19 protein-coding genes are annotated in these 21,640 nt (G+C 70.8%); 8 read left to right on the forward strand and 11 right to left on the reverse strand.

Annotated features, from left to right (window positions below; all coding sequences use genetic code 11):
• Window positions 1-23: 23 nt before the first annotated feature.
• From ACFYPA_RS27330 to ACFYPA_RS27350, 5 genes are read right to left on the reverse strand one after another with little or no spacing between them, the layout of a single operon-like run.
• On the reverse strand, window positions 24-401 hold the full coding sequence (locus tag ACFYPA_RS27330; protein WP_359086453.1) for a hypothetical protein: 378 nt from the start codon (window positions 399-401) through the stop codon (window positions 24-26).
• A complete protein-coding gene (locus ACFYPA_RS27335) occupies window positions 398-1,150 on the reverse strand; it encodes a Rieske (2Fe-2S) protein (protein ID WP_359086452.1) in 753 nt (250 codons plus the stop codon). The genes ACFYPA_RS27330 and ACFYPA_RS27335 overlap by 4 nt, the downstream gene beginning before the upstream one ends.
• Entirely contained in the window at window positions 1,147-1,749 is a 603-nt protein-coding gene (locus ACFYPA_RS27340; protein ID WP_359086450.1) for a 4Fe-4S dicluster domain-containing protein, read from the reverse strand. Before ACFYPA_RS27340 ends, ACFYPA_RS27335 begins: the two co-directional genes overlap by 4 nt.
• 7 nt (window positions 1,750-1,756) lie before the next feature.
• Complete coding sequence (locus tag ACFYPA_RS27345; RefSeq protein ID WP_359086449.1) at window positions 1,757-4,081, reverse strand: molybdopterin oxidoreductase family protein; 2,325 nt, start codon at window positions 4,079-4,081, stop codon at window positions 1,757-1,759.
• Window positions 4,078-5,223, reverse strand: a complete 1,146-nt coding sequence (locus tag ACFYPA_RS27350) for an MFS transporter (protein WP_389134731.1) — start codon at window positions 5,221-5,223, stop codon at window positions 4,078-4,080. Before ACFYPA_RS27350 ends, ACFYPA_RS27345 begins: the two co-directional genes overlap by 4 nt.
• A 240-nt stretch (window positions 5,224-5,463) precedes the next feature.
• Between ACFYPA_RS27350 and ACFYPA_RS27355 the strand changes: the two genes are divergently transcribed.
• Both ACFYPA_RS27355 and ACFYPA_RS27360 read left to right on the forward strand, forming a co-directional pair.
• Window positions 5,464-6,549, forward strand: coding sequence for a P1 family peptidase (locus ACFYPA_RS27355; protein ID WP_389134734.1), 1,086 nt, complete (start codon window positions 5,464-5,466; stop codon window positions 6,547-6,549).
• Window positions 6,550-6,733: 184 nt separating this feature from the next.
• The gene (locus ACFYPA_RS27360; protein WP_359086444.1) at window positions 6,734-7,504 is read left to right on the forward strand and encodes a DUF6227 family protein; all 771 of its coding nucleotides are present in this window, start codon (window positions 6,734-6,736) and stop codon (window positions 7,502-7,504) included.
• 102 nt (window positions 7,505-7,606) lie between these two features.
• On the opposite strand, the gene ACFYPA_RS27365 is transcribed toward ACFYPA_RS27360, so the two are convergent.
• A complete protein-coding gene (locus ACFYPA_RS27365; RefSeq protein ID WP_359086442.1) occupies window positions 7,607-9,148 on the reverse strand; it encodes an MFS transporter in 1,542 nt (513 codons plus the stop codon).
• Window positions 9,149-9,210: 62 nt separating this feature from the next.
• Here ACFYPA_RS27365 and ACFYPA_RS27370 point away from each other — a divergent pair, with 62 nt between their 5' ends.
• Window positions 9,211-10,182, forward strand: coding sequence for a transcriptional regulator (locus tag ACFYPA_RS27370; protein ID WP_359086440.1), 972 nt, complete (start codon window positions 9,211-9,213; stop codon window positions 10,180-10,182).
• A gap of 150 nt (window positions 10,183-10,332) precedes the next feature.
• Here the strand turns inward: ACFYPA_RS27370 and ACFYPA_RS27375 are convergent, their stop codons facing one another.
• Entirely contained in the window at window positions 10,333-11,331 is a 999-nt protein-coding gene (locus tag ACFYPA_RS27375; protein WP_359086439.1) for a sigma-70 family RNA polymerase sigma factor, read from the reverse strand.
• Window positions 11,332-11,478: 147 nt separating this feature from the next.
• Between ACFYPA_RS27375 and ACFYPA_RS27380 the strand changes: the two genes are divergently transcribed.
• Together ACFYPA_RS27380 and ACFYPA_RS27385 are read left to right on the forward strand one after the other, a co-directional pair.
• A complete protein-coding gene (locus tag ACFYPA_RS27380) occupies window positions 11,479-12,033 on the forward strand; it encodes an N-acetyltransferase family protein (protein ID WP_359355349.1) in 555 nt (184 codons plus the stop codon).
• A 71-nt stretch (window positions 12,034-12,104) separates the two neighbouring features.
• The gene (locus ACFYPA_RS27385) at window positions 12,105-13,145 is read left to right on the forward strand and encodes a questin oxidase family protein (protein WP_389134739.1); all 1,041 of its coding nucleotides are present in this window, start codon (window positions 12,105-12,107) and stop codon (window positions 13,143-13,145) included.
• A 64-nt stretch (window positions 13,146-13,209) separates the two neighbouring features.
• On the opposite strand, the gene ACFYPA_RS27390 is transcribed toward ACFYPA_RS27385, so the two are convergent.
• Window positions 13,210-13,992, reverse strand: a complete 783-nt coding sequence (locus ACFYPA_RS27390; RefSeq protein ID WP_359086434.1) for a class III extradiol ring-cleavage dioxygenase — start codon at window positions 13,990-13,992, stop codon at window positions 13,210-13,212.
• 133 nt (window positions 13,993-14,125) lie between these two features.
• Here ACFYPA_RS27390 and ACFYPA_RS27395 point away from each other — a divergent pair, with 133 nt between their 5' ends.
• The gene (locus ACFYPA_RS27395) at window positions 14,126-14,638 is read left to right on the forward strand and encodes a MarR family transcriptional regulator (RefSeq protein ID WP_359086433.1); all 513 of its coding nucleotides are present in this window, start codon (window positions 14,126-14,128) and stop codon (window positions 14,636-14,638) included.
• A 107-nt stretch (window positions 14,639-14,745) separates the two neighbouring features.
• On the opposite strand, the gene ACFYPA_RS27400 is transcribed toward ACFYPA_RS27395, so the two are convergent.
• Both ACFYPA_RS27400 and ACFYPA_RS27405 read right to left on the reverse strand, forming a co-directional pair.
• Entirely contained in the window at window positions 14,746-16,278 is a 1,533-nt protein-coding gene (locus tag ACFYPA_RS27400) for an MFS transporter (protein ID WP_359086431.1), read from the reverse strand.
• A 214-nt stretch (window positions 16,279-16,492) separates the two neighbouring features.
• Window positions 16,493-17,155, reverse strand: a complete 663-nt coding sequence (locus tag ACFYPA_RS27405) for a TetR/AcrR family transcriptional regulator (protein WP_359355340.1) — start codon at window positions 17,153-17,155, stop codon at window positions 16,493-16,495.
• A gap of 365 nt (window positions 17,156-17,520) precedes the next feature.
• Between ACFYPA_RS27405 and ACFYPA_RS27410 the strand changes: the two genes are divergently transcribed.
• A complete protein-coding gene (locus ACFYPA_RS27410) occupies window positions 17,521-18,798 on the forward strand; it encodes a M6 family metalloprotease domain-containing protein (RefSeq protein WP_389134743.1) in 1,278 nt (425 codons plus the stop codon).
• Here the strand turns inward: ACFYPA_RS27410 and ACFYPA_RS27415 are convergent.
• Entirely contained in the window at window positions 18,785-20,587 is a 1,803-nt protein-coding gene (locus ACFYPA_RS27415) for a class I adenylate-forming enzyme family protein (protein ID WP_389134746.1), read from the reverse strand. The two genes, ACFYPA_RS27410 and ACFYPA_RS27415, sit on opposite strands and share 14 nt — an antisense overlap.
• Window positions 20,588-20,882: 295 nt before the next feature.
• On the opposite strand from ACFYPA_RS27415, the gene ACFYPA_RS27420 reads away from it, so the two are divergent.
• Window positions 20,883-21,506 carry a glyoxalase gene (locus ACFYPA_RS27420; RefSeq protein ID WP_359086426.1) on the forward strand — a complete coding sequence of 208 codons (624 nt, stop codon included), beginning with the start codon at window positions 20,883-20,885 and terminating at the stop codon, window positions 21,504-21,506.
• Window positions 21,507-21,640 lie beyond the last annotated feature (134 nt).

Consider the following 21,640-nt stretch of genomic DNA (forward strand, 5'->3'; position numbering starts at 1 on the left):
GGGCAGGGCGGCCCCCGCGCAGGTCAGCGGTCCTTGGGGTCGAGCCACCAGAGGCCGAGGACGACGAGGAACGACAGGCAGAGGAATCCGGCTCCCCACCAGGCGGTGCCGGTGTTGCCCTCCATGTACTCGTCGATGATGACCGTGAGCCCCCAGAGCTGCCCGATGACGACGCTCATGGCCAGGGTCAGCCGTGCCGTCAGTTTCGAGGACCGCTCCGGTTCCTGGTCGGTGCCCGCTCCCGGCCCCGGCCCGGTGTGGCGGACGCGGGGGTCGCCGTAACCGCTGGTGGGCCGGATCTGCGGGTAGCGCTCGTGGACGGGCCGGTTGAGTTCGGGCCGTGCGCTGCCCGGGTGGTACTCCGGGTAGTGCGGGCCGGGAGGCTGCTGGGCGTCGCTCATGTCCGCCTGCCGGGGGTCTCGGGGGCAGTGGCCCTGGTGCGGGCGACGCCGGAAGGCTCGGGGGCAGCGGTCCCGGGACGGGAGTCGCCGGCGGCCTGGGGGGCTTCGGCGCCCCTGCGGACACCGGGGCAGCCGATCCGGGAGGCGAGGTCCGGGCGGTCGTCGCCGAGCTGGCGGCAGAGCCCCTGCTCGATGCTCTCGCCGGAGCGGGTCGTGCCGACGGCCCAGATGCTGCCGTCCGTCTGCTCGGTGAGGATCACCTTCGGCAGCCCGCGCGGCGGGGGTCCCGCGGTGACCTCACCGGTGCGGGCGTCGAAGACACCCTCGTGGCACGGGCAGTACAGCTCGCCCTCGGAGCCCCGGTCCTTCCGCCACAGGACGGCGCAGGCGAGGTGGGTGCAGATCGCCGAGTATCCGACGAGGGTGCCGTCGTCCAGCCGGACGGCGACCGCCTTGTCCTCCTCGTCCGGGTAACTGAAGGCGAGGGACTCGCCGGGCAGCAGCTGCGAGACGATCCTCCTGGGCGCGGGCGCCTTGTCGTCCTCGGGGTCGCCGTGGCGCGGCAGCATGCCGCCCGCGACGCCGAGCCCGCCGATCGCGAGCCCGCCGGAGACGGTGGCGACGATGCGGAGGTAGTCGCGGCGGGTGGTGAGGGAGTCCGCGGCGATCCGGTCGTGCAGGGCCTCGCGCGGATCCCCTGAGGACGGCTGTCGCGGGTCGCCGGGGGACGGCTGTTCGGTGACGGTCATCGGCGGACGTCCTTCCCGTTGATCTCCACGACGGGCAGACCGCCGGGCACGGGCCACTGGACCCGGTCGGCGGGGACGACCATGGCGACGCCGGTGCGGACCTCGGTCTCACCGAAGACGAAGGTGTCGGCGACCTGGACGCCGGGCCGTTCGGCCTGGAGTTCCTCGACCGTTCCGTAGAAGAGCGCCCCGGTCGGGCAGACGGTGGCGCACATGGGGGCGAGACCGTAGGCGGTGCGGTCGTAGCAGAGGTTGCACTTCAGCTGCAGCTTCGCCTGGAGGTCGATCTTCGGTACGCCGAAGGGGCAGGCGTTGACGCAGTTGGCGCAGCCGATGCAGCGGGTGGTGTCGGCCTGCTGCACCACACCGTCGGCGGTCACCAGGATCGCGTCGGCGGGGCAGACCTCGGCACAGGGGGCGACGGGGTCCTCGCAGTGCATGCAGACCGTGGGAAGGGAGGCGACGGACTGGCCCTCGTCGGTGTAGTCGAGGTGGATCATCGACTTGCCGCGGTGCGAATCGCATTCCCGGCAGGCGGAGACGCAGGCCTGGCAGCCGATGCACCGCCCCGGGTCGATGAAGATCGTTCTGCCCATCATGGGGCCATCAGCTCCTTTCCGAGGTGCCGCGGCCCTGCGGGGCGGTGGGCGGCAGCGGGTCGGTGCGGGAGACCTGGGTCTCCGGGTAGGCGACATGGCCCGGTGGGACCGGAGGCGCGGGCACCTCGTCGATCTTCTCGGCGTGCTCGATGCGGCAGGCGCACACCTTGTACTCCGGGATCTTGGAGCGGGGGTCCAGGGCGTCGATGGTCAGCGCGTTGGCCGCGGTGGGGACCGGCCAGTGGTACGGGATGAAGACGGTGTCGGGGCGGATCGCCTCGGTGACCAGGGCGGGGAAGACCTCGCTGCCGCGCCGGGTGACGACGCGGACCGGTTCGCCGTTGCGGAAGCCGTGGGAGGGGTGGACCTCGGCCCAGGGGCGCGGGGTCTGTTCGACGAGGGCGCCCAGGCGGCGGGTCTGGTTGCCGGAGAGGAAGTGCGCGACGGTGCGGCCGGTGGTGAGGGACATGGGGTGGTCGTCGTCGTACGGGTCCATCGGCAGGTGCCATTCGACGACCTGCATATGGATCTTGCCGTCCGGGTGGTAGGTCCGGCCGTCCTCGAAGAGCCGGGGGGTGCCGGGGTGATCGGTGGAGGGGCAGGGCCAGGCGATGCCGCCGGTCTCCTCCAGTCGTTCGTAGGTGATGCCGTAGTAGTCGTTGACGGTTCCGGCGGAGGCGATCCGGAGTTCGTCGAAGACCTCGCGGGAATCGGCGAAGGCGAACTTGTCGCCCGCGCCGAGGCGTCGGGCGAGTTCGCACATCACCCAGGTGTCGGTCCGTACGCCGGGGGGCGGGTCCTGGGCCTTGTTGTGCTTGACCACCCGGGCTTCGGCGTTGGCCATCACACCGTCGTCCTCGGCCCAGGTGGTGACAGGGAAGACCACATGCGCGTTGGCCGCGGTCTCGGAGAGGAAGAAGTCGAATTGCGCGTGGAACTCAGCGGCGTCGTACCCCTCCTTGACCACCTTGTAGTTCGGCAGGGAGACGAAGGGGTTGTTGCAGATGCCGATCAGTCCGCGGATCTCGCGGCGCTGCATCTGCCAGACCATTTCCATCATCGAGGTCCCGGCGGGCGGGAGTTCGGACTCCTCGATGCCCCAGATCTCGCAGATCTGACGGCGGTGCTCCTCGTTCATGATCGAGCGGCCGCCGGGCAGGAGATCGGACTTCTGGCCGTGCTCGCGGCCGCCCTGCCCGTTGCCCTGGCCGGTGATGGTGCCGTAGCCGGCACCGGGTTTGCCGATGTGTCCGGTGGCGGTGCAGAGGTTGATCACGGTGAGGCAGTTCTCGACGCCCTGCGAGTGGTGCTCGATGCCGCGGGCGTGCCAGGCCATGGCCTTGGGCGCGCGGGCGAAGGTGCGGGCGACCTGCACGACCTGTTCGGCGGGGATTCCGCAGATCTCGGCGGCCCGGGACGGCGGGTACTCCGCGACCTTGGCCTTCACCTCCTCCCAGCCGGTGGCGTGGTCGGCGAGGTACGCCTCGTCGGTGAGGCCCTCCTCGATGATCACGTGAAGCACGGAGTTGAAGAACGCCGCGTCGGTCCCGGGCTTGAGGGCGACATGGATGTCGGCGGTCCGCGCGATGGCCGTCTCGCGCGGGTCGATGACGATCAGGCTGGCGCCGCGGTCCCGGGCACCCCACACGTACTGGGTCATCACGGGGAAGCACTCGCCGACGTTGGAGCCCGCGATGAGCAGGCAGTCGGTGAGCAGGATGTCGGAGAAGGGGTTGCCGGCCCGGTCGATGCCGAAGGCGAGCTTGTTGGCGCCCGCCGCACTGACCATGCAGAGCCGGCCGTTGTAGTCGACGTGCCGGGTCTTGAGGGCGACCCGGGCGAACTTGCCGACCAGATAGGTCTTCTCGGAGAAGAGGCTCGCCCCGCCGAGCAGCCCGAAGGCGTCGTTCCCGTAGGTCTGCTGGATGCGCTTGATCTCGGCGACGGTGAAGTCGAGCGCCTCGTCCCAGGAGACCTCACGGAACTCCTCGTCCCGGGAGCGGCGCATCAGCGGGGCGGTGAGCCGGTCGGGGTGGTTGACCTGCTGGTAGGCGTTGATGCCCTTGGGGCACAGGCGCATCCGGTTGATGTCGTGGTTGCGGGGTTCGACGCCGAAGACCTTGCCGCCGCGGTCGACGCGCAGATACATCCCGCACTGCACCCCGCAGAAGCAGCAGTGGGTGGGGACGAGCGTCTCGCCGTTCTGGTCGGCGTGCCACTTGTCGGCCGGGATGCCGCCGGCGTCGCGGAAGGCGCGGGTACCGGGCGGGGCGAGGGAGGGGTCGAGGGGAACGACCGCACGGGTGTCGGCTGCTCGCGGGTCCGCGGTCACTTGAAGCCTTTCTTGACCTGGGAGAGATAGGCGTTGCCGCGCAGTACCCGCTTGCAGCGCGGGCAGTATTCGGCCCACTCGTCGAAATCGAGCCTGAGGTCGCGCATGGTGCCGCGGAGGTTCTCGACGTACGGAGCGGTGTCGATGGGTTCCTCGCAGCGCCGGCAGCTGAAGACCTCCTGGTCCTGTCGGCCGGTGTACTTGAACAGCTGCATGCCGACGGCGGCGGGGCGCTGGACGATGTGGAAGAACTTCCCGAACGGGATGTAGATGAGGGTGAAGACCACCGACACCATGTGCAGGATCGCCAGGAACTCGTATCCGCCGCCGTGCAGGAAGATCGACGAGAAGGTGAGGAGCAGACCCGTCACGGAGATGACGATCAGCGCGATCAGCGGCACCAGGTCGTAGCCGAACCGCTGGCCGGTGATGGCGCCGCGGTCCTTCATCCGGCGCCAGAGGAAGTAGGAGGCGCCGGGGATGACGAGGACCGCGGCGATGTCCAGGCCGTGGAACATCAGCCAGCCGAGGACGTCCAGGGAATCGAATCCGATGATCTTGAAGCCCCAGATACGCATCTCGTAGCCGGGTCCGGAACCGCTGCCGGAGGTGAAGGTGAACCAGCCCCAGGTCAGCGGGAAGGTGATCAGGGAAGCGAGGATGCAGCCCCAGAAGATCAGCTGGTGGGCGGCCCAGCGGGCGTGGGAGCGGGCACCCAGGAACTTCTGGAAGCCGAGGTAGGTGGCGATCATCTTCGGCAGGGCGGTGGGCGCCTGGCGGAAGTTCTCGGCCGAGAACAGACTCCCCCAGCCCTTCTTGAACAACCGCCTGGCTCCCGGTGCGGAGACCCAGACCGTGTAACGGTAGGCGACACCGAAGGCGAGGAAGACCGTGGCGACGGCGTACGGCAGGAGCGCGGAGTCGAAGTTCTCCAGGAATCTGCTGCCGAGCACGATGGCCACGATCAGCACCAGGGAGACGATCACACCGGCCGCCGTCGCGCGCGCGTTGACGGACCGGGGGACGGTGGCGCGGGCGGGCTCGCCGTCCGGCGGCGGGACGATGGCCGCGCCGGCGGCATCGGTGCTGGCACCGGGTCCGGGTTGCGCTGCCGCGGCAGAGGCTTCTGGTGGCTCGGTCACCCCGTCAGCGTAGGTTCGTATGGGGGTATTAGTCCTGTTTTACGGCCTTACGGAGTGAGCGCGTCGCGGCCCGCCGGTTTCCGCGCGACGCGTCGGACGGATGGCTCACAGCGGACGTGCGTCTGCTTACCGAGACCGGCGAGGCGGTGGGCGAAGTCCCGAGTGGGCCCCTGCCCACCCCCGGGTACGTTCACCGTGAACGGCCCAGCAGTCAGCCACCCGCACCTCGAGGAGCACCGGATGACAGGCCAGGACACCCCGCCGCCCCCGCCCCCGTCGCCCCGCCGGCGGGACGCGCTGACCGACGTCGCCGGATTGCGCGTCGGGCATGCGCGGGTCGAGGGCGAGGGCGCGCTCAGCGGCACCACCGTGATCCTCGCGCCCGAGGGCGGTGCGGTCGCGGCCGTCGACGTACGCGGCGGCGGGCCGGGCACCCGTGAGACGGACGCGCTGGATCCGCGCAACCTGGTGCAGCGCATCGACGCCGTGGTGCTCACCGGCGGCAGCGCGTTCGGCCTGGACGCGGCGTCCGGGGTGATGGCATGGCTGGAGGAGCAGGGGCGCGGCGTGCGGGTCGGGGCCGATCCGTCGCAGGTGGTGCCGGTCGTTCCCGCCGCCTGCGTCTTCGACCTCGGGCGAGGTGGCGACTGGCGGGCCCGGCCGGACGCCTCGACCGGCAGGGCGGCGGTGGAGGCCGCGGCGCGCACGGAACCGGGCGCCGCGGTCCCCGAGGGCTGCGTCGGGGCGGGCACGGGCGCGGTCGCCGGGCAGTTGAAGGGCGGGGTGGGCACGGCGAGCGTCCTGCTGCCGTCCGGGATCACGGTGGCGGCGCTGGCTGTGGTGAACGCGGCGGGCTCCGTGCTCGACCCCCGTACCGGGGTGCTGTACGGGGAGTACGGGGGCGCCGAACCGGCCGTCGCACCCGCATCGGACGTCCACCGGGCGGCGCAACGGCGCCTGGCACAGGCGCACGACGCGAACGCGCGCCCCCCGCTCAACACCACGCTCGCCGTCGTCGCCACGGACGCCGGACTCGGCCGCGCGCAGGCGCAGAAGCTCGCGGGGACGGCGCACGACGGGCTGGCGCGCGCCATCCGGCCCGTCCATCTGATGAGTGACGGGGACACCGTTTTCGCCCTGGCCACCGGTGCGCGGGCCGTGGATCCGGCGGACCCGCTCGCGATCAACGACCTGCTGGCGGCGGGTGCGGAGGCCGTGGCGCGGGCCATCGTGAAGGCGGTACGGGCAGCGACGGCGGTCGACGGCCGCGCCGGCGGCCCCACCTACCTCGCGTACGGCGACCTCTACGACGCACCGCCGCAATAGGCCCGGTCGCCGGACATCACGGGGCGCGAAGCCGACTCGCCCCCGGCATGGGGAAGTTCATGAGAACCGGGGGAACCTTCTGCGTGCGTCGTACGTTTTTCTCAACCGCGGTCACGATGTCAGACCCAGGGACTACGTTGAGCACGCATCAAGTCACACGCGGCGACGGCCTGGAGACAGCACCTTGAGCGATCCGTACGAGACAACCGAGCAGCACATCGAGCGACTCCTCCGACGGGCCCTCAACTCGTTCGACCTGCCCGACAGTACGGTCGAGCGGCTCGGCACCGCGCTGGCCCACAGCAGCTCCCTGCATTCCTCGCACCACAGTTCCTCCCTGCACCGCGAGACCTACCGGCACACGTATCTGCTGGCCGACGGCACGCCGCTCGCCCTGTGGGAGCTGGTGCACTGCGGCCCGCGCGACGCCGCGGACACCGGTTTCGGCGCGGAGTCCGGCCTGCGGCAGCACGAGCTGTACGACGAGGAGGCCGACGCCCACGTCGCGGCGGCCCGCCTGACCGGCGGCTTCTGCGACGGCCCGGTCTTCGGGCAGGAGGGGGCGCAGGCCGACCTGGAGATCCTCGACGCCCTCATGGCGGCGCCACCGGCCCCGCTGCCCCGGATGTACGCCCCGGACAACTCCGCGGACCACGCCCGCCGGGTCCTGCGCCGGGCGGAGAACCGGAACGTGCCGGGCGAGGAGACGGCCCACCTGCTGCGAGCGGCGTTCGCCCACCACATCACCCAGATCTTCGGCCGGCAGTGCCAGGTGGACGGGCGGGACGCCGGATTCACGCTGTACGAGCACGCCTTCCTGCTCCTCGACGGCAGCGAGACGAGCCTGTGGGAGGTCGAGCACACGGCGACACCGGACGGCCGCCACATGTGCGAGGTGTACGGCGACGAGGAAGCGGCGCGTGAAGCGATGGAGAGCCGCACCCGCATCTGCTGACGCGCCGCGTTCCGGCGCCGTACGAGCATGACGGTGCCCGCATCCCCTCGGGGATGCGGGCACCGTCGGATCTTCCGTCCTCCGCTGCTGCCTACCGCCGGCTCAGTGCGTCAGCACCGGCTCCTTGACGGGCTCCTCCGCGATGTCGGCGCTCTCGTCGCCGCCCTCCACGTGCTGCTTGGGCCGGGCCGGCAGCGCGAACATCACCAGGAAGATCACCGCGAGCACGCCGGCCACCCACCACAGCGAGTGCTCGAAGGCGTCGGCGAACGCCGGACCGACCTGCGGCGGCGTCAGCCTGTCACCCATCGCCCCGAAGAAGACGACCGAGACGAGCGCGAGCCCCAGCGCATTGCCCATCTGCTGCACGGTGTTGAACAGCCCGGAGGCCGATCCCGCGTGCTCCTTGGGGACCTCGGACAGCACCGCGTCGGCCAGCGGGGCCACGATCAGCCCCATGCCGACGCCCATGACCACCAGCGGCAACGCCATCTGCAAGGACGTGATGCCCATGCCGTAGCGGTCGGACTCCCAGATGTAGAGCAGCAGACCGGCGATCATGAACAGCGCCCCCACCTGGAGCACCTTGCGCCCGAAGCGCGGTACCAGCTTCTGTACGGAGATACCGGCGGCGAACGAGACGGCGACCGAGAACGGGATACCGGTCGTGCCGGCTCGCAGCGCGCTCCAGCCGAGCCCCTCCTGCATGTACAGCGTCCAGACCAGGAAGAAGATGCCGAGGCCGATGCCGAAGGTCAGCTGCACGGCGATGCCCGCGGCGAAGCTCTTGACCCGGAACAGCGACAGCTCGACCAGCGGCGAACCGTCCCGGCGCGCCTTCGCCCGCTCGAACAGCACGAGGGCGGCGAAGACGACGACGCTGCCGCCCATCGACACATAGCCCCAGAGCGGCCAGCCCAGCTCCTCGCCACGGGTCAGCGGGTAGATGAGCATGAGCATCCCCAGCGTCACCAGCACCACCCCGACCAGGTCGAGGCGCAGCGCCTTCGGCGCCTTGGACTCCGTGATGAACTTCCGCCCCAGGACCAGACCCGCGATGCCGACCGGCAGGTTGATCAGGAAGATCGGGCGCCATTCGAGACCGGCGATGTTCCACTCGGTGAGCAGTGCGCCCAGCAGCGGCCCGGACACGGCGCCGAGACCGACGATCGCGCCGAAGAGGCCGAAGACCTTGCCGCGCTCGTGTGCGGGGAACGTGGCGTGCACGATGGACAGCACCTGCGGCACCATCAGCGCGGCCGTGCCGCCCTGGAGGATGCGCGAGGCGACGAGCATCTCCGGGTTGGCGGCGAATCCGCAGAGCGCGGAGGCGACGGTGAAGCCGCCGATCCCGATCAGGAAGAGCCGCTTGCGGCCGTAGATGTCACCGAGCCGGCCACCGGTGATCAGACCGGCGGCGAAGGCCAGGGCGTACCCGGCGGTGATCCACTGGATCGAGCTGAACGAGGCGCCGGTGTCCGCCTTGATGCTGGGGATGGCGATGTTGACGATCGTGACGTCGACCAGGTCCATGAAGGCCGCGGTCATCACGATGGCCAGCGCGAACCACCGGCGGCGGTCCGACGGGTCCGGGGACGCCGCCGGGGCGTCCGCCGGTGACGGCAGGGATGCGGAAGAAGTCATATGAGGAAGTTAAACGTCGATTAGGTCAGGTCATGACCCAATGGGCGGGCATCCTGAGTGACATGACCGACACCCCGGCACGACTGCTGAATCTGCTGTCACTGCTCCAGACGCCGCGCGAGTGGCCGGGCAGTGAACTCGCCGACCGGCTCGACGTCAGTCCGCGCACCATCCGCCGCGACATCGACCGCCTCCGGGACCTGGGCTATCCCGTCGAGGCGTCCCGCGGCTCGATCGGCGGCTACCGGCTCGTGGCCGGTACGGCGATGCCGCCGCTGCTGCTGGACGACGAGGAGGCGGTGGCCATCGCCGTGGGCCTGCGGGCCGGGGCCGGGCATGCCATCGAGGGCGTCGACGAAGCCTCCGTACGGGCCCTGGCCAAGCTGGAGCAGGTGCTGCCCTCCCGGCTGCGCCACCGGGTCTCCACCCTCCAGAACGCGACGATGCCGCTGGCCCGCGGTGACGGCTCGACGATCGACCCGCAAACGCTGACCGTGATGGCGTCGGCGGTCACCGGGCGGGAGCGGCTGCGGTTCGCCTACCGCGCGGGGGACGGCGCCGAGACGCGGCGGCAGGTGGAGCCGTACCGGCTGGTGAGCACCGGGTGGCGCTGGTATCTCGTCGCGTACGACCTGGAGCGGGAGGACTGGCGCACCTTCCGTGTCGACCGGGTGAGCGATCCGTACGCGACCGGCGCCCGCTTCACACCGCGCGAGCTGCCGACCGGCGACGCGGCGGAGTTCCTCACCCGCTCCATGGCGCGCAGGCAGCCGGAGCTGGCGGTCGACGTGAGCTTCGCGGCCCCCGCCGAGTTCGTGGCCTCACGTCTGCCGGCCTCGATGGGGCCGCTGGAGCAGACCGGCGCGCACGGCTGCCGGCTGCGGGCGGTGCTGACCGACTCGCTGGAATGGGTGGCGCTGCGCCTGGCTCTGGTGGACTGCGAGTTCACCGCGCACCAGCCGGCGCAACTGGTGGCGTACCTGAACGACCTGGGCGGCAGGCTCACCCGCGCGGCGGCGACGCCTGCCGCCTGAGAGAGACCTTCGCGGTACCGGGGCACCGGAGCCCGTAACGGTGCCGGAAAAAAGGATGAGCCCCGGCGCCAGGGGGGGTGGGCGCCGGGACTCAGCTCTAGGGGGCCGCCGATGTGAAGCGGCCCAATTCGGAGGTTACTGGACGCGAGCTCATGCCGCAGCGTCAAAGCCCGTGTCGTGAGCCATTCGCTTCAGTTCGAGCAGTGCGTGCTTCTCGATCTGGCGGATCCGCTCGCGGGTGAGCCCGTGCTGCTTGCCCACCTCGGTCAAGGTCCGCTCACGGCCGTCCTCGATGCCGTACCGCATGCGGATGATCGACGCGGTGCGGTTGTCGAGCTTGCCGATCAGCTCCTCCAGCTCCTCACTGCGCAGCAGCGTCATGACGGACTGCTCGGGCGAAACGGCGGAGGTGTCCTCCAGGAGGTCACCGAACTGCGTGTCGCCGGCGTCGTCCACCGACATGTTGAGACTGACCGGGTCACGGGCCCAGTCCAGGACGTCACTGACCCGCGACGTGGTCGAGTCCAGCTCGGCGGCGATCTCCGAGTGCTCCGGGTCCCGCCCGTTCTCACGGTTGAACTCGCGCTGGACACGGCGGATACGGCCGAGCTCCTCCACCAGGTGGACGGGGAGCCGGATCGTGCGGGACTGGTCGGCTATGGAGCGGGTGATGGCCTGCCGGATCCACCACGTCGCATACGTGGAGAACTTGAAGCCCTTGGCGTAGTCGAACTTCTCGACCGCGCGCACCAGACCTGCGTTGCCCTCCTGGATCAGGTCGAGCAGGGGCAGCCCGGCCCGCGGATAGCGGCGGGCGACCGCGACGACGAGCCGCAGGTTGGAACGGATGAATACGTCCTTGGCGCGCTCGCCCTCGGCGACCAGCGCCTCCAGCTCCTCGCGCGAGGCCCCGCCGGCTTCGCTCTCCACCGCACCGTCGAGGACCTGCCGCGCGAAAACACCTGCTTCCAGGGTCTGCGACAGCTCGACCTCCTTGGCGGCATCGAGCAGCGGCGTGCGCGCGATCTCGTCCAGGTACATGCCGACCAGGTCGCGATCGGCGATCTCCCCGCCCACGGCGCGAACACTGCTTGCCCGGTTGGTCCCGCCGGTGGCGGACGAACGACGGGCGACGGCACGGGTTGCCATGCGAGCTCCCTTGCTGAGTAGGTCGCGACACCCTTTCGAGTGCCCTGCATCCGATGGAAACAACGACTGGAATCCGGACAGAATTCCCACGGCCGGCATTCATTTTCGCGATCATGCAGTACCCTGTCGCGCCACCAGGGAGGGCACATGACACAGCCGGTCACGGAAGTGCAGGTCAGGGCGGGCATCGAGAGCGATCTGGAGGCCCTCACGGACATCTACAACCATTACGTACGTGAGACCGCCCTCACATTCGACACGGCCCCCTTCACCCCCGAGCAACGCCTGCCGTGGTTGCTCTCCCACCCTGAAGACGGCCCGCACCGGCTTCTGGTTGCTCAGGATGTCCGTAATGTGGACGAAACGAGCGGGACGGCCCCCAGGGTCGTGGGCTACGCCACCAGCAGCGCGTTCCGCCCGAAGGCGGCGTACTCCACATCCGTCGAGGTGAGCGTCTACTGCTCCGCCGAAGCCACGGGGCGGGGCGTCGGCACCCTCCTCTACTCGGCGCTCTTCGAGGCCCTGGCCGGTGAGGACCTGCACCGCGCGTACGCGGGGATCACCCAGCCGAACGCCTCCTCGGTCCGGCTGCACGAGCGCTTCGGCTTCCGCCACATCGGTACGTACGAGGAGGTCGGCCGGAAGTTCGACCGGTACTGGGACGTCGCCTGGTACGAGAAACGCCTGGGACCGCAGACCTAGTCCCGGCGCCCGCCCCACCCGGGACCGCAGCCCGTTACGGGGCCCCCGGGCGGCCCCTAGCGTGATCCCGCATGGACCTCACGACACACACCCCGCCCGATGCCTCCGGCACGCTCGACGAAGCACTGGAGCGGCTCCACACCTTCGGCCCCGAGCGCGGCGGCTGGCTGAGCAATCACGCCCCGATGGCCGTCGAGGCGCTGGTGCGCCACGGCGGGGCGCCGGGGGTGCACCGGTGGCTGGACCACTACCGGGAGAAGCTGGAGGACATGCCGGACCCGGTCGCCGAGGTGACCTCACAGAACTGGCAGGAGGCGCTCGGCGATCCGCGGCGCATCGCCGACTGGGCGGTGTACTTCGAGCGCGAGACGGCCGCCCGCCCCTGGCGCGAGGTCCTCGCCGAGTGGTGGCCGAGACTCCTGCCCGGCATCGCGGCCGGTGCCACGCACCCGGTGATCCGGGTCGGCCACAGCGTGCGCACCCTGCTGGGCGCACCGGAGAGCGCGCCCCGCGTGACCGAGCTGGCCCACGCACTCGGTTACTGGGCCGCCCGCCGGCAGCCACTGCCCCAGCTGTCCTCGCTCGCCCCGGCGGCCGACGCCGCCACCGCGCTGGACGCCGTGGCCCCGGTTCCCGACCAGAGCGGCGGCATCCGGCACCGGCTGGGCCAGCTGACCGCGATCCCGGCGTGGCCGGGTCACGCCGTCGCCGACCCCGACGCGGCGCGCGCCCGGCTGGAGGAACTGGTGCGGGCCGCCACCCATCGCTACGCGGCGTACGGGTACGGCGAGCCGATCATGCTGGTCCACGCCGCGACCGCGCCCAACGCAGTCCTGCGCACCCTGCCCGCGCTCCCCCGCGAGCTGTGGGCGCCGAGCCTGGGGGCCGCCTGGGCGGCGAGCGCGGCGGTCACCGCCGCGTACTCCCCTGCGCGGCCCGCCGAGCGGGTGGCCGTGTCCGGCGGACTGTCCCCGGAAGAGGTGTTCGCGCGGGCGGCCGAGCACGGCGACGACCACACCATCAAGTTCACCGACACCGCGCTGGACGTCGGTGACGCGACGGCCCTGGCCGCCGCGCTCCAGTCGGTCGAGCTGAACCCTCCGGCGCTCTGACCGCCCGCCCTCACCTGCCGGCCCTTCGCCCGGCAGGTGAGGGCGCGGAGAACGCGCCCACGCCTCAGCCGAACTGCACCGAGCGCTTGGCCAGACCCAGCCAGAAGCCGTCGATCACGCTGCGCCCCTGGTCCAGCTCGTGCTCCGCCGCCCCGAGCGTGACGAACAGGGGGGCGAAGTGCTCGGTGCGCGGGTGGGCCAGCCGGCCGGCCGGTGACTTGTGCTCGAAGTCCAGCAGCGCGTCGATGTCCTGCGCCTGGAGCGCGCGGTGCCCCCAGTCGTCGAACTCCGCCGACCATGCGGGGGTGCCGCCGCCCTGATGCCGCAGCGCGGCCAGGTTGTGGGTGAAGAAGCCGCTGCCGACGATCAGTACTCCCTCGTCGCGCAGCGGCGCGAGCTTGCGCCCTATGTCCATCAGCTTCTGCGGGTCCAGCGTCGGCATGGAGATCTGCAGTACCGGGATGTCGGCCGCCGGGAACATCTCCACCAGCGGGACGTACGCCCCGTGGTCGAGGCCCCGGTCCGGGATGTCCTGGACCGGCGTACCGGCGCCACGCAGCAGCTTGCGGACGCTCTCGGCCAGCGCGGGGGCGCCCGGTGCGGCGTACTGGACCTGGTAGTAGTGCTCGGGGAAGCCCCAGAAGTCGTAGACCAGCGGGATCGTCTCGGTGGCGCCGAGCGCGAGCGGGGCCTCCTCCCAATGGGCGGAGACCATGAGGACGGCGGTGGGTCGCGGCAGCCCGGCGGACCAGGCCGCCAGTTCGCCCGGCCACACGGGGTCGTCGGCGAGCGGCGGAGCGCCGTGGGAGAGATAGAGGGCGGGCATGCGCTCCGCGGTGACTGTCATGACACTCCCCATCCACTGCTACTCAAGGTAAGTCTTCTACGGGTCTTCCACAGGAACTTTCCTTTAATCTTCAAGTTCCTACTTCTGGAGACCTTAGCTCTATCTAGTTCAACTTTCAAGAAAAGGTCGTACAGTGGAGTACATGACCACGGCATCCACCGGTGGGCCGCGCTGGCTCACCGACGAAGAACAGAGCGTCTGGCGTGCGTATCTGCACGCCACCACGCTCCTGGAGGACCATCTCGACCGCCAGTTGCAGCGCGATGCCGGCATGCCGCACATCTACTACGGGCTGCTCGTGCAGCTCTCCCAGGCGCCCCGCCGCCAGATGCGGATGACCGAACTGGCGAAGAACGCCAAGATCACGCGCTCCCGGCTCTCGCACGCCGTCGCCCGGCTGGAGAAGAGCGGCTGGGTGCGCCGCGAGGACTGCCCGTCCGACAAGCGCGGCCAGAATGCGGTCCTCACCGACGAGGGCTACGAGATGCTCCGCCGCTCGGCCCCCGGCCACGTCAGCGCCGTACGCCAGGCGATGTTCGACCGGCTCACCCCCGAGCAGGTGCGTACGCTCGGCGAGGTCATGCAGGTCATGGCGGCCGGGCTCCAGCCGGAAGGCACCGACGCGGACCTCCCCTGGCTCCGCTGACCACCCACGCCGCATACTCCTCTGCCCCGGTTCCGTAGATGGATACGGAACCGGGGCAGAACTCGCTTCACCCCGTCACAGAGGGCACGGGCCTTCTCGCGCAGGCGTCAGTGTGCGACGACCGGCACCCTGAACTCGTCCTCGACACCCTCGGCGTCACCGGAGCCGGAGCCCCCGGACGTCGTGGTGGCCGACGGACGGCCGGCGTTGATGAAGGTCCCCGCGATCGCGGCGGCCACCACCAGGATGCCGACGGCCCACCAGATGGCACCGGTGAAGCCGTGCACCATCGACTGGAGCTTCAGCAGTTCCGGGTCGGTGGCACCGAGCGCGGCGTGCGAGGTGGCGTACGCCGTGGCGGCCGAGGCGGCGATGGTGTTGAGCAGCGCCGTACCGATCGCACCGCCGACCTGCTGCGAGGTGTTGACCATCGCGGAGGCGACACCCGCGTCACGCGGCTCGATGCCGTGCGTGGCGAGCGACATGGCGGGCATGAACGCCGTGCCCATACCGAGGCCCAGCAGGAGCTGGCCCGGCAGGATGACCGCCGCGTAGGACGAGTCGATCTCCAGCTGCGTGAGGAGCAGCATGCCGATGCCGGCGGTCAGGAAGCCGGGGGCCATCAGCATGCGGGCCGGAACCCGCGTCATCAGCCGGGCGCCGATCTGCGTCGAGCCGGTGATCATGCCGACGATCATCGGCATGAAGGCGAAGCCCGTCTTGATCGGCGAGTAGCCCTGGACGACCTGCAGGTAGTACGTGAGGAACAGGAACAGGCCGAACATCGCGATGATGGCCAGACCCAGCGAGAGGTAGACGCCACCGCGGTTGCGGTCCATCACGACGCGCAGCGGGAGCAGCGGCGACTTGACCTTGGCCTCGGTCAGGACGAACGCCAGCAGCAGCACGGCCGAGGCGACGAACGTACCGATGGTCAGCGTGTCCGACCAGCCGCTGGACTCGGCGCGGGTGAAGCCGTAGACCAGCGCGACCAGACCCAGGGCGGACAGCACGACGCCGGGGATGTCGAGCGACGAGCGGTTGCGGCTGCCGGCCGGCTCGCGGATCACGAAGTACGCACCGGCCGCGGCGACGATCGCGAACGGGATGTTGACGAAGAACGTCCAGCGCCAGTTCAGCGTCTGGGTGAGGAGGCCGCCGAGGATCAGGCCGACGGCGCCACCGCCACCGGCGATCGCCCCGTAGATGCCGAACGCCTTGGCGCGCTCCTTGGCATCGGTGAACATCACCGCGAGCAGCGAGAGGGCCGCCGGGGCGAGCAGCGCGCCGAACACGCCCTGGAGGGCGCGGGAGCCGAACAGCATCCCCTGGTTCTGTGCCGCGCCACCGAGTGCGGAGGCCAGCGCGAAGCCGATCAGACCGACGACGAAGGTGCGCTTACGGCCCCAGAGGTCGGCGATCCGGCCTCCGAAGAGCAGCAGCCCGCCGAAGGCGAGGGCGTAGGCCGTGATGACCCACTGCTTGTTGGCATCGGTGATGCCGAGGTCCGTCTGGGCGTGCGGAAGCGCGATGTTCACGATCGTGGCGTCGAGCACGACCATCAACTGCGCGAGCGCGATGAACGCCAGCGCTTTCCAGCGACTGGGGTCCGGAAGCCGGATATCAGCTGTTTTTGACATGGGAGTAGCCACCTAAGGACGCGCGAAGGCGCGCGAGGTCGTGGACCGTGCGTTCGGTGAAGGCCGGTGAACCCGGTGAAGGCCGGTCGGTGAGGAGAAGAGCGAGGGTGGGTGGTGGGTCAGTTCTGATCAGGCAGAAGGCAGTGGTCGAGGCGGTGGCCCGGGCGTCGTGGACACACGGCCGGGCGTCCGGTCCGGAAACCCTGCGTGGCGGTCACGCGCGGCGCCGCAGGTCCTCCAAGGTCGCCGTCGTCCCGGGCAGCCGGGAACGGGCCGGAGCCTCCAGGCCGTCCAGGAACAGCTGGATGTGGCGGTGGGTGAACCGGTCGATGTTCGGACAGGCGATGCCCGGCAGCGGCCGGGTGAGCTGGGAGAGGACGACCAGTACGTCGCCGACGGCGATGTCGGTGCGCAGGCGTCCCGCGGACATGGCACGCTCGACCAGCCCGTCGACGGCCTCTTCGAGGCGCCGGAGCTCGGCGAGCAGTTCGGGGTGGTCCTTGTCGAAGCCGCCGGACAGCATGGGGCACAGGGCCCCGATCCGTTCGTCGGCCGCCGCGTGCACGAAGCGGCTGAGCGCGACGAAGGGATCCTGCTCCTCCTGCGCGGCCTCCTCGGCGCGGTCGGTGGTGCGGGAGGTGACCGCGAGGACGACCTCATGGGTCAGTGCGGCCCGGTCGGGGAAGTTGCGGTAGAGGGTGGCGTTGCCGACGCCCGCGCGGCGGGCGACCTCGTCGAGCGGCACATCGGGGCCGAACTCGACGAACATCTCGCGCGCGGCCGTCACGATCCGCTCCCGGTTGCGCAGCGCGTCGGCCCTCGGGCGGGGCGTACGCGGCTGCGCGGTTCCGGCTGCGGTGCGGGCGACGGTGTCCACGACGGCGCTCCTTCTCTTCCTGGTCTTCCGGTTACTGCTTCCGCTGCGTGCGGTGTGTCGGTACTGCGGTCTGTCGGGGTACTGCGGTCTGTCGGTACTGCGGCCTCTCGGCTCTGCGGTCCTCTGCCGAGGTACGGCTCCCGGCTAACCGGGGACCGCCTCCCCGCTTCGCAGGGACACCGGTGCAAACGGGGAAATGATCCCCGGTTATTTCCGGCCGCTCTGTGACCTGGGTCACGCAGCTCGAAACCGGGAAAACCAGCCGATCGGCGCACCCACCGCGCGGCGCCGCACCGCCCGGCCAATGCTGATCGACAGAGCGCAGTCAGGGGTCGGCCGGCTGCCGCGGACCCGAAGGCGCCTCTATGCAGCAGCCCCGCCACCGGATACGCAAGCACCGCCACCCGGTCGTCCTCGGCGCGGCAACGGCCCTGGTCATCGCGGCCCTGGCCTCGGCCAGCAACACCCTCCCCCTGCCCAGCCGGGCCTCCGCGGGACCGATGACCACCGCACAGCCGGCCGGTCTGGGCCCGTGCCGGATATCGACGACCATGGGGGTCCAGATGTCGGAGGGCATGCCCACACAACCGGGCTACGCCCGTTCCACCGGCCAGGTCCACGCGCTCAACCTGATGATCGACTTCCCTGACGCGCCGGGGAAGGATCCGGCGATGGACCGGCTCGCGGAGTTCTTCCCGCAGACCACGGACTGGTTCCGCACCAGCTCCTACGGGCGGCTCACCTACGTACCCGAAGCACCGGTGAAGTCCTGGCTGCGGATGCCGCTGCCGTTCGCGGAGTACGGGATCGAGCGCGGATCACCGTACGAACCGGGTTACCGCCGCCTCGTCCAGGACATCGTCGCCGTCGCCGACCCCAAGGTGGACTTCACCGCGTACGACCTGATCAACATCCTGGTCACCCCGAACGCCGGGCCCTCGGCCCTGGACACCGTGCTGTCCGTGACCTTCTCGGGCAACGACGACGCCCCGTACGCCGACGGCGTCCCGCTCTCCAACACGTCCTTCATCTACAGCCGCCAGGACGACGGCTCGGGCTCGTACCCCCAGACCGGCTACCGCGTCCTCCCGCACGAGAACGGCCACGTCTTCGGCCTGCCCGACCTCTACACGATGGAGGGCGGGGGCTCTGTCGGGCACTGGGACATCATGTCGGAGGACTGGGGCGCCAACAACGACCTGCTGGGCTGGCACAAGTGGAAGCTCGGCTGGCTCGACAACGACCAGATCAGCTGCGCCTCCCGGCCCGGCACCAGCGACCACGTCCTGGAACCGCTGGCCACCCACGGCGGCACGAAGCTGGCGTTCGTCCCGCTGACCGCGGAATCCGGCTACGCGGTGGAGGTACGGACGCAGTCGGGCAACGACCAGGAGGTGTGCCGCCCGGGCGTGCTGATCTACAAGGTGAGCTCGGACGTCGACACCGGCCAGGGGCCCGTGTCCGTCACGGACAGCACCAAGGACAGCAGCGGCTGCACCCGGCTGCCCAACGTGCACACCGAGCTCTCCGACGCCCCGTTCCAGCCCGGCCAGTCCTTCACCGACCGGGCCAACGGAATCCACATCTCGGTGCTCGACAAGGACTCCAAGGGGGACTACCGCGTACGCATCACGCGCCTCTGACCCGCTCCACCTCGGCCGCCACCCGTCCGCGCAACTCGCGCTTGAGGATCTTTCCGGAGGCGTTGCGAGGCAGCGGCCCCTCGGACACCAGCACGTGGGCGGGGACCTTGAACGCGGCCAGGGCGTGGCCCACGTGCTCCCGCAGCTCCTCGACCGTGACGCCGGCACCGGGGCGGAGCCGGACGACCGCGGCGACCTCCTCGCCCAGCACCGGGTGGGCCACCCCCAGCACTGCCGCGTCCTCCACGTCCGGGTGGTCGTGCAGCACCGACTCGACCTCGACGCAGTACACGTTCTCGCCGCCTCGGACGACCATGTCCTTGATCCGGTCGACGACGTCGACCCTCCCCTCCCGCATCACCGCCAGGTCGCCGGTACGGAACCAGCCGCCGGTGAACGCCTGCGCCGTGGCCTCCTCGTCCTGCCAGTAGCCACGGACCAGCGCCTGGCCCCGGAGCCACAGCTCCCCTGTCTCCCCCTCGGGCAGCGCCTCGCCCGCCGGACCGGCGATCCGCACCTCGGTGGTCGGCGTCGGCCGCCCCACGCTGCCCGGATGGAGCCGGTACTCGGCGCCGAAGTTCGCCAGGACGCCGCCGCCGGTCTCGGTCAGCCCGTACCCGTTGCGCGGCTCGATCCGCTCCCCGTAGCGGGCGGTCAGCTGGGCGACCAGGTCCCGGGGTGCCGCCGCCCCACCGGTGTTGAGCATGTGAAGGCTCTCCAGCCGGTCTCCCGTCCCGGCGGCCGCGGCCAGCAGTTGCAGGGCGGTCGCCGGCACACCGGCGTAGTGCGTGACGCCGTGCTTCCGGATCAGCCGCAACGCCTCCTCCGCGTCCCACTTGTGCATCAGGACGACGGCACCACCCGCCGACATCGCCGCACAGAGGCTGGTGAACGCCGCGACGTGGAAGAACGGGAACGTCAGCAGCGTGACGGGTGCGGGCCCCTGCCCGGGGATGACTCCCCGGGCGAGCGCGGAGGCCGCCGCGTGGAAGCGGGGGTTGCGGGCGGCGCCCGCCTGGGCGAGCTGAGTGGCGACGGCCCCCTTGGGCCTGCCGGTGGTGCCCGAGGTGTAGATGATCGTCGCGTCGTCCTCGGGCCGGATCTCGACCTCGGGCGGCGCGGCGAGCGGATCGGGCGCGGGCAGGTCCTCGTACCTCTCGACGCCCTCGCCGTGCCGGTCGTGGCCGTGCTGGTCCTCGCCGTGGAAGACGATCACGCGCGCCCCGGCCTTCCGCGCCCAGTCCGCGACCAGCGGCAGCCTTTCCCCGTCGACCAGCAGCACCCGTGGTCCGGAGTCGTCGAGCGCGTACGTGAACTCGCCCTCCGTCCACCACGCGTTCAGCGGAACGGCGACCAGCCCGGCCAGTTGGGCGGCCCAGAACGCGATCTGCCACTCCGGATGGTTGCGCATCGCGACCACGGCCCGGTCTCCCGGCCGGAGCCCGTACGTCTCGCTCAGCCGGCACGCCAGCGCTGACGCGGCGGCGAAGAACTCCCCGTACGAACAGCTGCGCTCCCCCGCGATCAGGAACGGCTGGTCCCCGAACGCCCACGTGGTCTCCACGAACTCACGGAGCGTCCTGGGCCCGTCCGCGTACACCAGCGCGCCCGCCTGCGGCCCGTCCTCGGCCCGTACGACAGCGAACGGGCCACCGGGACCGGTCAGCGCGGCACGCACCCGGGCCGCCTCGGTCGCGGCCTCGGTCGCGGCCTCGGTCGCGGCTGCGGCGTTCGCCGGGGCCGGCTCGGGTGAGGGAGGTGTGGCTGAGGTCCGATCGGTGTGCGGCACGAACGACCTTCCTGGGCGCATGCTCACGATCTTCGCGACGCTAGGCCCGCACCCACACCCCGTCAAGAGACCCCTGCGCACAGCGCGCCCCCGCCGGGCACGAGCAGTCGCGGAAACCTGCTCCGGAGCGGCCGTGTCCTTGCCACCCATCGCCTCCCCCACTCCGATCGGCTCCGTACAGCGCGCCCTGCGCGCGCACGGCAAGCGGCGACCGGGCGAATGCCCGGCTGCCCGGCTCCGAACCGGTCAGGAATCAAGAAGCACCCGCGGCAGGGTCACATCTAGCGTGAAGCACATGACCTCCATCGAAGCCCTCACCCTTGAGGTGGCCGACACCACGGCCGCCCACCGCTTCTACACCGCCCTCGGCCTGGACGAGCGTGTGAACCTCCGCGCCTCCGACGCGCCCACCACGGGATTCCGCGGGTTCTCGCTCTCGCTCACGTTCTCCCAGCCGGCCGACGTCCGCGGCTTCGTCGACGCGGCACTCGCCGCCGGCGCCACGGCACTGAAGCCCGTCTCGAAGTCGTTCTGGGGCTACGGCGGCGTCTTCCGGGCCCCGGACGGAACGATCTGGAAGATCGCGACATCCGCCAAGAAGGACACGGCCCCGGCCACCGGCCGGATCGACCAGATGGTGCTCCTGCTGGGCACCGCGAGTGTGACCGCCAGCAAGCGCTTCTACGTCGAGCAAGGCCTCACCGTGGCCAAGAGCTTCGGCAGCAAGTACGTCGAGTTCGACACCCAGGGAAGCCCCGTGAAGCTGGCCCTGTACGGGCGCCGCGCGCTCGCCAAGGACGTCGGCGTCCCTGTCGACGGCACGGGATCGCACCGCATCGCGCTCGTGGGCGATTCCGGCGCCTTCACCGACCCGGACGGATTCGGATGGGAGGCCGCGTCCCTGACATCCGCACCTTGATCCGGCTCCCGGGGGCACCTCGAAAGCCGGCATGGCGCGATACCACCGCATTCGGCGATCAGGCACGACTGATCACCACGAGCGGGGGCCACCGCCGGATTCTGGGTGACCCCCGACGTCGTACGCGCCGTCCT

Origin of the sequence: Streptomyces sp. NPDC005775 (assembly GCF_042871565.1) — a bacterium.
In the GTDB taxonomy this organism is placed as follows: domain Bacteria; phylum Actinomycetota; class Actinomycetes; order Streptomycetales; family Streptomycetaceae; genus Streptomyces.

Bases quoted from the DNA above. Each gene is read 5' to 3' on its own strand.
- ACFYPA_RS27330 (WP_359086453.1), bottom strand. From the start codon at position 401: ATGAGCGACGCCCAGCAGCCTCCCGGCCCGCACTACCCGGAGTACCAC.
- ACFYPA_RS27370 (WP_359086440.1), top strand. From the start codon at position 9,211: ATGACCGACACCCCGGCACGACTGCTGAATCTGCTGTCACTGCTCCAG.
- ACFYPA_RS27335 (WP_359086452.1), bottom strand. From the start codon at position 1,150: ATGACCGTCACCGAACAGCCGTCCCCCGGCGACCCGCGACAGCCGTCC.
- ACFYPA_RS27375 (WP_359086439.1), bottom strand. From the start codon at position 11,331: ATGGCAACCCGTGCCGTCGCCCGTCGTTCGTCCGCCACCGGCGGGACC.
- ACFYPA_RS27380 (WP_359355349.1), top strand. From the start codon at position 11,479: ATGACACAGCCGGTCACGGAAGTGCAGGTCAGGGCGGGCATCGAGAGC.
- ACFYPA_RS27390 (WP_359086434.1), bottom strand. From the start codon at position 13,992: ATGACAGTCACCGCGGAGCGCATGCCCGCCCTCTATCTCTCCCACGGC.
- ACFYPA_RS27340 (WP_359086450.1), bottom strand. From the start codon at position 1,749: ATGATGGGCAGAACGATCTTCATCGACCCGGGGCGGTGCATCGGCTGC.
- ACFYPA_RS27400 (WP_359086431.1), bottom strand. From the start codon at position 16,278: ATGTCAAAAACAGCTGATATCCGGCTTCCGGACCCCAGTCGCTGGAAA.
- ACFYPA_RS27420 (WP_359086426.1), top strand. From the start codon at position 20,883: ATGACCTCCATCGAAGCCCTCACCCTTGAGGTGGCCGACACCACGGCC.
- ACFYPA_RS27355 (WP_389134734.1), top strand. From the start codon at position 5,464: ATGACAGGCCAGGACACCCCGCCGCCCCCGCCCCCGTCGCCCCGCCGG.
- ACFYPA_RS27385 (WP_389134739.1), top strand. From the start codon at position 12,105: ATGGACCTCACGACACACACCCCGCCCGATGCCTCCGGCACGCTCGAC.
- ACFYPA_RS27410 (WP_389134743.1), top strand. From the start codon at position 17,521: ATGCAGCAGCCCCGCCACCGGATACGCAAGCACCGCCACCCGGTCGTC.
- ACFYPA_RS27365 (WP_359086442.1), bottom strand. From the start codon at position 9,148: ATGACTTCTTCCGCATCCCTGCCGTCACCGGCGGACGCCCCGGCGGCG.